Below are 14,056 nucleotides of genomic sequence, written 5' to 3'. Positions count from 1 at the left end.
CCACAGGAAAACCCATGCTTGCCCAGGAAATCATCCGTATCAAACGCGACGGCCACACGCTGGCGCGTCCCCACATTGACAGCTTTGTGAAGGGCCTGGTTGATGGCTCTTGGAGCGAAGGCCAGGCCGCCGCGCTGGCCATGGCCATGTTCCTCAAAGGCATGGCCCGTGACGAGACCGTGGCGCTGACCCAGGCCATGACCCACTCGGGTCTGGTGATGGACTGGTCCAGCGCCAAGCTCAACGGCCCGATCCTGGACAAACATTCCAGTGGTGGTGTGGGTGACAAGATCAGCCTGATGCTAGCCCCCCTGGTGGCGGCCTGCGGCGGGGTGGTGCCGATGATCTCGGGCCGCGGCCTGGGCCACACCGGCGGCACCCTCGACAAACTGGGCAGCATCCCGGGCTACAACGCGACACCTGATGTGACCACGCTGCACCACGCCTTGCAGGCCGCTGGCTGCGCCATCATTGGCCAGACCGCAGATTTGGCCCCGGCAGACCGGCGGCTCTACGCCATCCGCGATGTGACCGCCACGGTGGAATCGGTGCCGCTCATCACTGCCAGCATCCTGTCCAAAAAACTCGCCGCCGGACTGCAGGGCCTGGTGATGGACGTGAAGGTGGGCAACGGCGCCTTTGCCGACTCGCTCGACATGGCCAGCACCCTGGCCGAGTCGCTGGTGCAGGTGGCTGGCGGCGCCGGTTTGCCCACGCGTGCCTGGATCACCGACATGAACCAGGTGCTGGGCCACACTGCGGGCAATGCGCTCGAAGTGCTTGAAGCCGTGGCCTTCCTCAAGGGCCAGGCGACAGAACCGCGCCAGCTGGAAGTCACCCGGCGTCTGAGTGCCGAGTTGTTGCTGATGGGTGGCCTGGCCGTGGATGAGGCCGAAGCGCTACGAAAAATAGACCATGCTTTGCAGAGTGGGCGAGGGCTGGAGCAGTTTTCTCGTATGGTGGCCGCACTCGGTGGCCCGGCCGACTTTGTGGACCGCCCGACCCACTACCTGGCCAGCGCCCCGGTCACGCTGGCCGTGCCCGCGCCGCGCAGCGGTTTTGTCACCAGCATGGCCACACGCGACATCGGCCTGGCTGTGGTGGAACTTGGCGGCGGCAGGCGCTTGGCCAGCGACACGGTCGACCCACGCGTCGGCTTCACGGACTTTGCCCAAATTGGTCAAGCCGCGCAGGCGGGTGAACCGCTGGCGCTGGTGCATGCGGCTGATGTGGCTTCTGCCGAGCGTGCACGCGCTTCCTTGCTGAGCCTGATTCACATCGGCGACACGGCGCCGGAGCTGGCGCCGGTGCTGGTCAAATACATCACGGTTTGATGCTAAAAATGGCTTGTAGCCCTTTATTTATAAGGGCTGGCAGCTACAAAAAAAGTAATTAGACGCGGTGCCGCTCTTGCCGCGCCGCCAGCGTGCGTGCTGCCTTGGCCGGGGCAGGCGGTTGGCGGGGCAGCAGGCCTTGCAAGGCCTGCGGGTTGGCGCGGGCGCCGCTGCTGAGGTAGTCGGCCAGCAAGGCCTGGCGCACGGACTCGGGCGGCAGGCTCTGGCTCAGGTAAGCAAACAGTGTGTCCACCAGCAACTCGGGCGTCAGCTTGTGGGTGCTGCCCAGGCGCTGCCATAACCAATCTGACAGCAGCCAGAACCGCCAGAACGGCGACGTTTGCGCGGCAGTCTTTTCTGTTTCAGTGCCACCCAAGGCCCCAATCACATCGGCGGGCGGTGTTTGCAACAGCAAAACCAGCGTTCGGGCAAAACGCCCGGAGTTGACCAACAGGTCCCAGTAGCGCACCAGGCGGGTGAAGCGCTGCACCGTGTCCGCATCGACCACGCCGGTGTGTGACACGGTGTAGGGCGGCTCGGGGTCATAGACCATGCCATGCACGTCGCTGTGCCGCGCCACCGGTGCACCACGCAGGCGTTTGAGCACACCGAGCTGGATCTCGTGCGGGCCAATGGCCAGCAGCCGATCGAACCCCTCGGCAAAACTGTGCAGCGTTTCGCCCGGCAGGCCAAAGATCAGGTCGGCGTGCAGGTGCGCGTGGCTGTGGGTCAGCAGCCAGCGCAGGTTGGCTTCAGACGCCGCGTTGTCCTGGCGGCGCGAGATGGTGTGTTGCACCTCGGCGTTGAAACTCTGCACACCCACTTCAAGCTGCAACACGCCCAGTGGAAACTGCCGCAGCATGGCTTTGAGCCGCTCGGGCAGGTGGTCGGGGATCACCTCAAAGTGCAAAAACAGCTGCTCGTTGGCCGAGGCACCTGCGGCGGGCAGGTGATCCAGAAAAAACTGCAGGATACGTACCGAGTGCTCAATCTTCAGGTTGAAGGTGCGGTCGACAAACTTGAAGTTGCGCGCACCGCGTTGGTATAGCACCTCCAGCGCTGCCAGCACCCGGCCCAGTTCAAACGCCCAGGCGGTTTTGTCGAGTGAACTCAGGCAAAACTCGCACTCTGTGGTTATGTAGAATTTTACTGTTCATGTATATGTGTTTATCTATACACCACGGGGCCTTTCGGCCTTTTTTTCAAATTTGACTGTTCATGAACAAATAATATTTTTGGATGCCAGCGTTTTTGAGTGCTCTTTGGTGGAGCTTGGTCCAAGTCGCTCCAACGAATGCACGCATTCAGCACTGATACCAATGATCCAGCGTCAGACTGGGGGTGTCTGAGATGACCCAGCTTCCCGCATATCCATCGCTAACCTGAGGTTCCTCCCTCGTCATGCGTCGAGCGGGTTGGATGGAGGGTTTTCTTGACGGCGCCATCGGCATTTTTTCATTTGTGACAGTAGCCGTTCGACTCAAACTCTTGGCTCTTCATACAAGTACTTCTGAAACCCCGCAAACATGTCCCGAATCTGCGTGGTACCACCCAAGTCCATCACGGCATCAGAAATCGCGTTGTTGTACTTGAGCCGCAGCAACGGGGTCAGCTTGTCGGAGTCCAACTCATCCACGCCTTGGGTCACGTACTGGGCCAGCACGAAGTCCAGAAACGCCAGTTGGCGGTCGTTGAAGTGCTGGTGAGTTTCGGCTCTGGCATGGTCAGCGCGGTGCTCACGGGTCTCTGGTGCAGCGGCAAACGCCACATAGGCCAGCACGTCAAACAGGTCGCTGTTTTCAGCTTCGATGGCTTTCTGCATCTCGATCAGGGGTTCCCGGCTGAAGCCTTTTTCAGCCAAGCCTTCCAGCAGTTTGCGGCGGGTATCGGGTGAACTCCACAGGGTGCGCAATTCGTCTTCGTCCTTGAAGAAATCGGGCAACGCGCCATACAGGCTTTCCAGAAATTGCGCGGCTGACATCGGGGTGCCGTCTGCGCTCCAGAAGGTGGTGGCGGTCATGCTCTGGATTTGGCGAACCTTGCCATCGGCCAGCTTGATTTCGAGCTTGACGGGTCGTGGCGGTGGTTCCGGCATTGGGCCGGGGCCGGGTGGTTTGGGTTCTGGCGTGCCGCTACCACCCCCGCCACCTGGAGGTTCCGGTTCCTCTGGCTCGCCATCCCAAGCCGGATCGCTGAAGTGATGGTGCGCACGCACAAAGTCATAGATGGTGAAGTAGTCCTTGCCATCAAACAGGCGGGTGCCACGGCCAATGATCTGTTTGAACTCGATCATCGAATTGATGGGCCGCAGCAGCACGATGTTGCGCACATTGCGGGCATCGACCCCGGTGGACAGCTTCTGCGAGGTGGTTAGGATGGTCGGGATGGTCTTTTCGTTGTCCTGGAAGTCACGCAATGCCTGTTCGCCACGTTCACCGTCATCGGCGGTGACGCGCACGCAATACATCGGGTCGGTGCTGGTTTTGTTCTGGTTGATCAGGTCACGCACCATCAGCGCATGGGCCTGGCTGGCACAGAAGACGATGGTCTTTTCACGCTGATCGATCGAACCCATCAGCAGTTTGACCCGGTAGGCCTCACGCTCGGGGATGACAATGATCTTGTTGAACTCACCCTCGACATAGCGCCTGCCTTGCTCCACCTCACCGGACACCACCGCGTCATCGGGGGTGTAGGTGTAGTCGTCAAGGGTGGTGGCGATCTGCTTGACCTTGAAAGGGGTCAGAAAACCGTCGTTGATGCCTTCCTTGAGCGAGTACACAAACACCGGGTCACCGAAATAGGCATAGGTGTTGGCATTGAGGGTGCGCTTAGGCGTGGCGGTCAGGCCCAGTTGCACGGCGGGTGCAAAGTAGTCCAAGATGGCCCGCCAATTGCCCTCGTCATTGGCACCGCCACGGTGGCACTCGTCAATCACGATGAAGTCAAAGAAGTCGGGTGGGTAGTCGCCAAAGTAAGGCGAGTCACCGGGGCCACTCATGAAGGTCTGGAAAATAGTGAAAAAGATGCTGCCGTTCTTGGGCACGCGCCCAGTGCGGCGGATTTCATCGGGGGCGATACGCATCAGTGAGCCGGGAGAGGTGTTCTCGAATGCCGAAAAGGCGTTGTAGGCCTGGTCCGCCAGGATGTTGCGGTCAGCCAGGAACAGCACACGCGGGCGACGGGTGGGCTCGGTGCCTGCTTGCCAGTCTTTGAGGTTCCAGCGGCTTTGAAACAGCTTCCAGGCCAACTGGAAGGCAATGAAGGTTTTGCCGGTGCCGGTGGCCAGGGTCAGCAGAATGCGGTCGCGTCCGGCGGCGATGGCTTCCAGCACGCGGGTGATGGCGATGTCCTGGTAATACCGCCCCTGCCATGTTCCGCCCTGGTCCTCAAACGGGATGGCGGCAAAGCGATCACGCCAAACGGCACTTGCTAGGTCAGCCTCGGCAAAGGTCAACGCCCATAGCTCATCCGGGGTGGGGTACTGCGCCAGGTCACCTTCGGTGCCAGTGGCCATGTCGATGCCGTAAATCTTCTGGCCGTTGGTGGCATAGGCAAACCGCACGGCCAGTTTGGCGGCGTAACTTTTGGTCTGGCCAACGCCCTCGGTATAGGGCTTGTCCCAGGCTTTAGCTTCGACGGTGGCCAGCTTGGTGTTGCGGTACACCAGCACATAGTCGGCAATCTCTGCCTTGGCCCGTTTGCCACCACCCAGAAGTCGGCCTTGGGTGATGCCATGCTCGCGCAAGATACGACTGCCATCCACCACGCCCCAGCCTGCTGCCTTGAGGGCGGGGTCGATGTGGTCGGCACGGGTCTCGGCTTCGTTAGATCGGCTTACCCTATCAGACGCCGTAGACCCACCATTTTCACCAGCGGTACTCCGGGAAAGCATCGGAAGTCTGAAAGGCGGGTTCTCTGAAAATGCGTCGGTCATCAATTCGAAACCAAGCTCAATTCCAGGCCTCGGCTTACCCATTTTTCTGCCATGCAAAATACAGTAATTGCTACCATCTAGCACCGAGGCATCACACCTAATACATTTCATTTTGGTACCTTCTGAATGCCTATTTTTATCGCAAGAAAACTGTTTCTAGCAATAGGAAAAAGACGCCACCGGCGGCCCATGCCAAAAGCTTCAGTGCACAAACTAGAAAATTACTTTTTCGATTCAAATCCTTACGAATTGATTCGCAACTCGATGCCCATCTATTGGTTGTGTTGTTAAGTAGATTCTCAAATCGATCGGATAAACGTTCGTGCGCTTGAGTACTTTTCAGAATGTCATCGACTTCATTCGATCCTTCGTGTCCAAGGTGCGGTGAAGCTGCGTCAACCACCCAGATCGCTCGAAGTGACTGCACAATTGCAATGACTAACAATGCAGCAACGATGAGTAATAACAAACGCTCAAATGTCGAGGCCGTCTTTGGAAGCTGCGTTGCATAGGCGAAAACTCCGGCTAGGAAGACCCCAGTCGCTGCGGATACTGGTTGAGCCTTAGCCTCGATCACTTTCCAGGCATCCCACAACTCGGCATGCTCCCGCACTATTGAGTCATAGGCAAAACGTCGAAAATCTATTCGATGAATTTCATTCGGCAATTTATTACTCCATTGCATTGAAGTTAAGCCCACGAAAATTAAGAGAGCGGTCCAAACCGTCACAACCAGCAGTCTTCAGACCTAAGTCAATGTGTTCAGCTCGCGTTTTGGCTTCGTTCATGGTCTGGATCGTCTTCGAGAATTCGACGGAAATTTTGGGCTAAGTACTTCTGAAACTGGGGTTTGACGTGTTCGGTCTTTTCTTTTGTGTTTTTTCCGTTGAACCAAATAGAACGCCTACCGGCGTTCTTCCCATCTTTGTTCTGGTGCGACTCTTCAATAAACTCTTTGGACGACATGATCCAAAGCTGATCCATTCGGTCGGAATAAAACACGAACCAGTAATTCTTGCGCAGTTCGTGCGTCATGGCGGCAAATAATGCAGCGTCGCCAAAAATAACACTCTTCGACCTGGCCTTAATCTGCACTTCCACAAAGCGTCCATCGGGTCGCTTGATCACCGCGTCGATTGCATCGTCATCGACCAGAGGCAGGTAAACATCCAGCCCCTCTTTGAGCATCAGACCGACAACATAAAACTCGATTCGTTTGCCGAATGCGGCGGAATGTCGGAATGGGATGCTCATTTTTATGTCCTAAAGCGCCCCGGAAAAGGCTTGGTGCAGCAGGGACTTTTTCAACTCATCGAGCGCAGTGAGCTTTTGCTTCTGCGTGCTTTCAAGTCGGTCACATTCCGACCGTAGGGAATCAAACCGATCAATGATCTCTGCTTGGACTTCGACCAAGGGTAGTCGAACCGGTAAATCGGAGATGATTCCCATGTTCAGCCCAGCCATGATCGAGCCTTTTGCCTGAGCGTTGAGATAGTCCCTTGCGGTGGGATCATAGAGAAAGTAGATGTGCAAGTACTCAGGTAGGCATTTTTTACGGTCTAAAGTGATGCAGCAAAGATGCTTCGTGTTGATAGCGATTGGTATGTCATCTGGCACGACGGCACATCGACCACAGGTGCCCATGATCGTGATGAGAACGTCACCAGGGAACACGCGGTATCGAGCCATCTGCTGATACTTTTCCTTGGAGATGAAGCGTCGCCTATCCCATCTGAACTCATTGGCGACGGCATTGTCAATTCCCAAGACGGCAATACCTTCATCAACGAACTCACTATGCAGCAACTGACTGCCAAATGGTCCTGTACGCATCGCCCCTTTGTGCGAGGCAATAAGGGCGTCGACTTGCTGGGTCGGCCATTGAGTGCGGCCAAGGCTCTCCGTGATAGCTTGAAACCCAAGGCTGACAAGGTCCCGCGCATTCTGCAGGTTCTTCACTGCATTGGCCTTGGCTGTGGCGATGCTGTCAAAGGCTTCGTCGAGGAGGGTGACGATGCGTTGCTGTTCGGGGAGTGGGGGCACCGGGATCGGATAAGCCTCGATAAAGTCTTTGGCGACACGCTTATGACCGACGGCACCAGTCATCCGCTCAGCACCTTCCGCTCTGAAGGATTCACGGGCAAGAAAGTAATAAAGCCATTCTTTATCAAGGGAAGCATCAGGGCGAAAAACAAGGTACTCGCTCGACCCGAATCCAATGCCATTTACGAGGTTGGCAGCGATGCCTAGCTTGCCGTTTTCGAAGCATGGGGTGATTTTGGCAAGGAGAACATCGCCGTCTGCGAAGTAGGTATAGCTGCCCGCCACCTCCGACAATGGCCTGGTTTGTGTTGGCACCAGTATTTTCTGATCAATGCCAAGTGCTTCCATTGGAACGAACGACACTAAGTCGTTGGCTGAAATCAGGCGACGTGCTTCGGCTTTAGGTGGTTTGATCTGACACACAGCTGCCAGTGGTTCCAATCGCCACCCCGCCTTCATACCCCTGCCTCCAACGATGCCAACTTCAGCGACTGCTGAGGGAAACTTAAGCCAAAAAGGTCTCTAGCCATGGTGTAACGAGCGCAAGCAGCTATGCATTCAAGAGCAATCACAGCAGCTCCCGAATCGTCGCCAGCACCTCAGCGCTCTCGGCATCCAGCGCGGCGATCTCATCCATGATGTCCTGCGGGCTGCGGTGCGTCACCACTTCGCCTCCGTTGGGGTTCTTGACCGACAGGTCAAAGGTGCTGGTGTTGACCGTGCTTATCTCCACCGACCAGCTCTGCGCCGTGTCGGCAAAGGTCTTTTGTGCCTTGATGAACGCGGCCAGATCGTCGTCGTTGAGCGGGTTGGTTTTGCCCATGTTGCGGCCCACATCGAGCTGGTAGAACCAGACCTGGCGGGTGGGTGCGCCTTTCTCAAAGAACAGCACCACGGTTTTGACACCGGCACCCTGAAAGGTGCCACCGGGGCAGTCCAGCACGGTGTGCAGGTTGCAGCTCTCCAGCAGTAGCTTGCGCAAACTGACGCTGGCGTTGTCGGTGTTGCTCAAAAAGGTGTTCTTGATGACGATGGCGGCCCGGCCACCGGCCCGCAGGGCCTTGATGAAGTGTTGCAGGAATAGAAACGCCGTCTCGCCGGTCTTGATGGGGAAGTTCTGCTGAACTTCCTTGCGTTCTTTTCCGCCAAAGGGGGGGTTGGCCAGGATCACGTCATAACGATCCTTGTCCTGGATGTCGGCGATGTTCTCGGCCAGGGTGTTGGCGTGGATGATGTTGGGGGCCTCAATGCCGTGCAGGATCATGTTCATGATCGCAATCACATAGGCCAGGCTCTTTTTCTCTTTGCCGTAGAAGGTGCGGGTTTGCAGCGTTTTCTGGTCGCTGGTGGTCAGGCCCGGCTGTCGTTGCAGATAGTCAAAGGCTTCGCAAAGGAAGCCCGCAGAGCCGCAGGCACCGTCGTAGATGCGGTCACCGATGGTGGGGGCAACCACCTGGATCATGGCGCGGATCAGCGGACGCGGGGTGTAGTACTCACCGCCGTTGCGCCCGGCATTGCCCATGTTCTTGATCTTGGCTTCATACAGGTGCGACAGCTCGTGCTTTTCAGTCTGGGACCGGAAGCGCAGTTCATCGACCAGCTCAATCACATCGCGCAGGTTGTAGCCGCTCTGGATGCGGTTCTTGATCTCACCGAAGACCTCACCAATCTTGTATTCAATGGTTTGCGGCCCACTGGCACGCTGTTTGAAACCGTGCAGATAAGGAAACAGCTTGTTGTTGACAAAATCGCGCAGATCGTCGCCGGTCAGTGCGGTGTTGTGATCCAGCTTGCCATCTGGCCCCTTGGGCGTGGCCCAGGACTCCCAGCGGTAGGGCTTGTCGATGATGAAGTGGTAGGTCTTGCCGTCCAGCTCGGCTTCCAGTGCCTTGTCAGCCTCCAGTGCGTCGAGGTATTTGAGGAACAGCAGCCAGGACGATTGCTCGGTGTAGTCCAGCTCGCTGGTGCAGCCTGCGTCTTTGTGCAGGATGTCGTCGATATTCTTGAAAGTCTGTTCAAACATTGTTCTGTCGTGTCCCTGTTGGCGAAAAATCGCTCACTGTAGGTTACTCGAATATTCTGGGATATCCTCTGATCCAAAGCAGAATCGGTCATCTGTCTGGCGGGTGATGGTGGCGGTGGCACCTTGTCATTGCTCAAGGGCGAATGGGTGCCGCACCAAGCACCTGGCAGGATGGAATTCGTGGTGTTAGGGTTGCTGGGTTGGTGCTGATTGCTCGGCAAGGATTTCGTGAATCTGCTTTTTTACGGTGCCCAACAGCGCTTGAGTTCCAGAAACGGTGTGATCGTGAACGTATGCAAGTGTCAACAACGTCAGTGGGTGAACGCCCAACACTTCAGCTAATTCATCGATTTTGGCTAGGGTGGGTTTTTTAAGACCTCGTTCCACGGAGCTGACATAGGTTCTGCTGGACACCACACCAAAATCCTCTTGGGTAACGCCCTTTGCCTTGCGAATCAAACGCATGGCTTGAGGGAATCCATTGGAATCAAACTTGAAATTGCTCATGGGCATGATTACCCATGAATGAATCCTATAGGACTACAATCTATAGGGCTCATTTTAAGCCCAGTACGGAAAAACTTTAGTGACCAGATTCAAATCAAACTTGACGCAAACGCTGCCAGTCGAGTTTTCTCACCAAATAGACAGACATGGCCAGGCACCATTTTCTGGCGTGGTTGATTAAGCAGGATCAAAAAATGGCCACCAGCAAGGCAACCAATGCCAACACGACCCAATGAAGCGCCCCAAAATTCGTGAACGCATCCGATCGATCGCCTTTGACCTTTTGGGGCAGCATCCACAGGGCTTGCGCTATTCGGACCTGTTGCGAAAGATCAAACAGGCTGATCCGGAACTGAATCCAAATACTGTCAACAACTGCATCTGGAATTTGGAAGTGGTTGAACCTGATCGGGTCTACAAGCCGGTAAAGGGGTTGTTTCGGCTTGTCGAATTCAAGGAAGCGGTTCCAGCAGAATTACCCGCAGAGGCACCCGTCAACACTCAGTCGAAGGTGCGGGAAGAGGTCTTTTATCCCCTGTTTGCGAATTGGCTAAAGAATGATCTTGAAGAGGTAACTCACGCCATCGCTCTTGGCGGCAACACATTCAGGGACCGATGGGGCACGCCGGACGTGATTGGAAAGGCTGAAAGTCGGCGCAGTGATGTCATCAAAGGCCCGACAAGTATCGTGTCTGCAGAGATTAAAAGTGATCTGTCAGGTCTGGTGACTGGATTCGGACAAGCTTGCGCCTACAAACTTTTCAGTCATAAAAGCTACCTTGTCATCCCCAGTCAGACGCCAGATGATGAACTTACCCGCCTTGACTCGCTGTGTCAAATTTTTGGCATTGGATTGGTGACATTTAATGCGAAGAGTGCGTCAGTTCCCGAGTTCAGGCTGATCGTTCGAGCTACGAAACATGAGCCAGACCTTTTTTATACAAATCGCTATGTTGCCCATGTTGAGAAAGAGCTTTTTTCTTAGAAGGAAAGATCACTTTCAAATTCCAACGACGGTTACTGTTGATTCAAAAGTTAGGTGGCGTAGACCTCGGGAACGATGATTTTGGCCAGTGAGCTGAACTACCGGTTAAAACCATAGCTGTCAGCGAGTTCGCCGACCTGCTTGCTCCAGAGCTGACATTGGCATCTACAGTCTGATGGTCGGCTATGTGGCGGCAATTTCGCTAAAGCAGGCACCTCCAATCGACCAGGAGCCGCTATTGGTGATCGGTGCTCGAAAGCAGTCGCCCAGCGAGTCGAATTCTCCATACCGGTCATTCGCGGTGAAAATTCCGCCGATGGCCGTGGACTGCTCTTCCGCAGCGAGAGCAGTCATTCAGTCCCGTCCCCAAAATGGGGATTCCCTCAGGCGGGTGGTACTTCGGGTCGCACCAGTGCCGGTTTGCCTGTCTCATCCACGCCATGCACGGCAAAGACACTCCTGGCGAGGTCGATTTCAACGGTTACGATGACCATGATTTCCCATCTCGGACAAGTTGATGAAAAGTTTGACCTCCCCATCGTGGCAATCAGTTGCCGTTAATCGCAAGCCCAACGGCTCGCGGCTCGCTTGGGACGGGGAAGTCCCTTTCATTCGTTAGGCACCAGAGGAGCCGCCCAGTGACCGACATTCACACCTTCAAGCCCGTATTGGCAGTCCACGCGACCGAGGACGCTGCGTTTAGCGAGTACTTTGGCACTACGCAGGCAGGCATCCGTATAGTGCCGGAGCCTTATGGCGACTCGGGCTCAAGCGTGAAGGCTGAGGCAGGCGACTTCGCCAAGTGGGTACGGAGTAAACACCCAGAAGTTCCAGTCCTCCTACCGGAGTCCGTCCCAAAGATTGTCCTCCACGGCGCAGAAGTCTGGCTTCCGCTCGTGTACCTGGCTGGTGACATATCTATGCAGGTGTTTCTCAATATGGCCGCAAGCTACTTGTATGACAACGCGAAGGGCTCCCTGAAGACTGATCAGCCCCGGATTCACATGTCGGTTGTCTATCAGGACAAGAAGCTCGGAAAGACAAAGAGGTTTGAGTTCTCGGGCGACGGGGAGGCATTGTCAAAGGCAATCAAGCGATTTGATCTGGACAACTTCTTCGATGCTGGTCCTTAAGTCGCCCGCAGGCCTCCAACTTCTGTCTGAGATACGAGACGGCGTTCGTAGCCACCTGCTGTCCATCGATGCTGAGGCGGGCGTTGAAGAATCAAACAGGATCAAGTTGCTACTCTCCAAGCTGGCTGACGCTCGTATAGCCCATGAGTCGTCGCCAGATGAGGTTCATGACGACATATTTGTGCTCGAAACATACGTCAAGCTTGTCGGCGAGTACGGCCTCTTGTGGAGACAGCTTGCTACCTCACAATTCTCGGAGTCTTGGAGCACTCTTCAGAACGCGTTTGGACTGATTCGGCTCATCAAACGCTTCTCGGGCATCAACGTATCGGCTATCGAAGACCAACTTTGCGCCCTCGAGACCGCCTATCCATACAACATCTTCTTCAGCATGGGAGCGGTCGTCGAGCGCTTCGAGTGCAGCATCTGCGGCAAGGACATTGACTCGTTTGACTGCAGTCACAGAAAGGGGGAGCTGTATCGCGGTCAAATGGCTCACGGCATAGCGCGAAACATCCTGCGACTCGACCACCTAGCAATAGTGGAACAGCCAGTTGACAAGCGGTGCACGGTCACCTACGCGAACGATGCACCTCAGTTTGAAGTCGTGCGCTACCTTGGTCGGCTACTGTCGAGCAGAAAACTGTTGGCTTCCAACTTCGGTGGAATAGCCTGGGGAAAGCGAGCGAGTCCAAAGCATCAGTCTCTCGGGCGGAATGACCCCTGCCACTGTGGGAGCGGTCTAAAGTATAAGAAATGCTGCATAGACAAGCCACCACCCCAACAAGATCATGCGCAGATACTTCCAACGCACTCAATACTTGAGCGCGTCGCTGCTGGTGCCTAACCCCTCGGTCGAGGCGAGGCCCAACGACAAGGCAGTCCCGCTTCACCTAGAACGTTGAACGTCTGCTGTCTGGATTTTTGAAAGTCGGCTTCCAGCCTTCAACAGTCGGCCGCCCGGAAAACTGGTCAACCTTGAGGCCTGTGACTCTTCAAGGCTGATTGCCGCCGTTCAAGATTTTTCCCCCTCGGGCAGGACCCGACCCAAAGCAGAATTTGGTTGGCTCGTACTCATTGCCTGGTAGCAGACATTCAGATCTTGTTTGCAGGGCGGGTACGATGAACAGCCGAAATGCAGCTGGCATTCACGTGGTGTTTTCGCGAGTCCAGTAGGCAGCGAATGCCTACCGCAACGAAAGGCCACTCCTTGGCGGCCCAACGGTCGTCCGGCACTTCTTCAAACACACCATAGACCCCACAAAAAAATAAAAACCCGACAAAGCTTGGCAAAAAAAGCAGTAGCCGACATCAATCTATTCACCTTTAGCCAATTCTGCTTTGCCCATTTCTAGCGCACCCGAAAGAAGGATCGCGTTGCGCAGTCTGGACGGCAAGGCAACCAGGAATGCAGCGAACAGTCCATGGCGCCAGTGGCCGTGAGATGCGACCGTGTGCCCCAAGTGAGATAGCGCGGCCTGTGCAGCCTGCTGCGGTGAAATGGTAATGGCGGCTGGCTCGGTTCCGGTTGCCATCGCAGTAGACATGACCGTAGGTTGGTACGACAGCACATCAAGTTGGTTTCGGTACTCGAAAGCAAGTGGAACGGACAGATGGTCAATAAATGACTTGCAAGCACCATAGAGCTGCGTTCCGGGCCAATAGAAGCGGCCGACGATGGAGCCAACATTCAGAAGCGCAGACAGACGCCCTGTGGACGCTGCGTGTCGAAGCAAAAATGGGAGCATCGTATGCGTCACGATGGCTGTAGTACTGACGTTCACGGCAAGCAGATGGCGTATGGAAGCGGCGGGAACATCCGCATATCGACGGTGGACCGTGGTTCCAACGCAGTTGATCAGCACAGACAAATCAAGCTTCTGCACGGCAGTGGCCAGGGGCTCATAGGTGTGAGGTGACGTGTCCGACAGATCAACGGACACTGTGCGCACTTGAACGCCAAGCGCCTGCAGCTCGTCCTTCAAACGGTCCAACTTTGACTGCGTGCGTGACACCAAGATCAGGTTGAAGCCATGGCGCGCAAGCTCCTGCGCAAACGCTTTGCCTAGACCATCGCTGGCACCCGTGATGAGC

The 14,056-nt window shown here is 55.8% G+C and carries 12 protein-coding genes; 4 read left to right on the top strand and 8 right to left on the bottom strand.

Annotation, left to right across the window (positions count from 1 at the left end; genetic code table 11):
* The first annotated feature begins 14 nt into the window (after window positions 1-14).
* A complete protein-coding gene (gene deoA / locus KKO72_RS16465) occupies window positions 15-1,334 on the top strand; it encodes a thymidine phosphorylase (protein WP_214941325.1) in 1,320 nt (439 codons plus the stop codon).
* Between the two features lie 58 nt (window positions 1,335-1,392).
* Here deoA and KKO72_RS16460 read toward each other — a convergent pair whose 3' ends face one another.
* The 7 genes from KKO72_RS16460 to KKO72_RS16430 form a co-directional block, all read right to left on the bottom strand.
* Entirely contained in the window at window positions 1,393-2,448 is a 1,056-nt protein-coding gene (locus KKO72_RS16460) for a hypothetical protein (protein WP_371736898.1), read from the bottom strand.
* A 366-nt stretch (window positions 2,449-2,814) separates the two neighbouring features.
* Window positions 2,815-5,229, bottom strand: a complete 2,415-nt coding sequence (gene hsdR / locus KKO72_RS16455; protein ID WP_214941319.1) for an EcoAI/FtnUII family type I restriction enzme subunit R — start codon at window positions 5,227-5,229, stop codon at window positions 2,815-2,817.
* 178 nt (window positions 5,230-5,407) lie between these two features.
* Window positions 5,408-6,001: a hypothetical protein gene (locus KKO72_RS16450; protein ID WP_214941315.1), complete on the bottom strand. Its 594-nt coding sequence runs from the start codon at window positions 5,999-6,001 to the stop codon at window positions 5,408-5,410.
* Window positions 6,002-6,033: 32 nt separating this feature from the next.
* Window positions 6,034-6,525 carry a hypothetical protein gene (locus KKO72_RS16445; RefSeq protein ID WP_214941313.1) on the bottom strand — a complete coding sequence of 164 codons (492 nt, stop codon included), beginning with the start codon at window positions 6,523-6,525 and terminating at the stop codon, window positions 6,034-6,036.
* 9 nt (window positions 6,526-6,534) lie between these two features.
* The gene (locus KKO72_RS16440) at window positions 6,535-7,773 is read right to left on the bottom strand and encodes a restriction endonuclease subunit S (protein ID WP_214941309.1); all 1,239 of its coding nucleotides are present in this window, start codon (window positions 7,771-7,773) and stop codon (window positions 6,535-6,537) included.
* Window positions 7,774-7,882: 109 nt separating this feature from the next.
* Complete coding sequence (locus KKO72_RS16435) at window positions 7,883-9,337, bottom strand: N-6 DNA methylase (RefSeq protein WP_214941306.1); 1,455 nt, start codon at window positions 9,335-9,337, stop codon at window positions 7,883-7,885.
* Window positions 9,338-9,523: 186 nt separating this feature from the next.
* Entirely contained in the window at window positions 9,524-9,844 is a 321-nt protein-coding gene (locus tag KKO72_RS16430) for a helix-turn-helix domain-containing protein (RefSeq protein ID WP_214941303.1), read from the bottom strand.
* Between the two features lie 232 nt (window positions 9,845-10,076).
* Between KKO72_RS16430 and KKO72_RS16425 the strand changes: the two genes are divergently transcribed.
* The 3 genes from KKO72_RS16425 to KKO72_RS16415 all read left to right on the top strand — a co-directional run bounded on the left by KKO72_RS16425 (window position 10,077) and on the right by KKO72_RS16415 (window position 12,809).
* Entirely contained in the window at window positions 10,077-10,829 is a 753-nt protein-coding gene (locus tag KKO72_RS16425; RefSeq protein ID WP_214941281.1) for a hypothetical protein, read from the top strand.
* Between the two features lie 638 nt (window positions 10,830-11,467).
* Window positions 11,468-11,962 (top strand): hypothetical protein, encoded by a 495-nt coding sequence (locus KKO72_RS16420; protein WP_214941278.1) that lies wholly within the window; start codon window positions 11,468-11,470, stop codon window positions 11,960-11,962.
* On the top strand, window positions 11,949-12,809 hold the full coding sequence (locus tag KKO72_RS16415; protein WP_214941275.1) for a YecA family protein: 861 nt from the start codon (window positions 11,949-11,951) through the stop codon (window positions 12,807-12,809). Before KKO72_RS16420 ends, KKO72_RS16415 begins: the two co-directional genes overlap by 14 nt.
* Window positions 12,810-13,278: 469 nt before the next feature.
* Here KKO72_RS16415 and KKO72_RS16410 read toward each other — a convergent pair.
* Window positions 13,279-14,056 (bottom strand): SDR family NAD(P)-dependent oxidoreductase (locus KKO72_RS16410; protein WP_214941272.1); only part of this gene is annotated, 778 nt, incomplete at its 5' end.

Source organism: Rhodoferax sp. U11-2br (genome assembly GCF_018619435.1).
Classification (GTDB): Bacteria; Pseudomonadota; Gammaproteobacteria; order Burkholderiales; family Burkholderiaceae_C; genus Rhodoferax.
This window is presented reverse-complemented; position numbering and strand designations above follow the sequence as displayed.

Coding starts and splice junctions, on each gene's coding strand:
- KKO72_RS16435 (WP_214941306.1), bottom strand. CDS start 9,337: ATGTTTGAACAGACTTTCAAGAATATCGACGACATCCTGCACAAAGAC.
- KKO72_RS16440 (WP_214941309.1), bottom strand. CDS start 7,773: ATGAAGGCGGGGTGGCGATTGGAACCACTGGCAGCTGTGTGTCAGATC.
- KKO72_RS16430 (WP_214941303.1), bottom strand. CDS start 9,844: ATGAGCAATTTCAAGTTTGATTCCAATGGATTCCCTCAAGCCATGCGT.
- KKO72_RS16425 (WP_214941281.1), top strand. CDS start 10,077: ATGAAGCGCCCCAAAATTCGTGAACGCATCCGATCGATCGCCTTTGAC.
- KKO72_RS16445 (WP_214941313.1), bottom strand. CDS start 6,525: ATGAGCATCCCATTCCGACATTCCGCCGCATTCGGCAAACGAATCGAG.
- KKO72_RS16415 (WP_214941275.1), top strand. CDS start 11,949: ATGCTGGTCCTTAAGTCGCCCGCAGGCCTCCAACTTCTGTCTGAGATA.
- hsdR (WP_214941319.1), bottom strand. CDS start 5,229: ATGCTTTCCCGGAGTACCGCTGGTGAAAATGGTGGGTCTACGGCGTCT.
- deoA (WP_214941325.1), top strand. CDS start 15: ATGCTTGCCCAGGAAATCATCCGTATCAAACGCGACGGCCACACGCTG.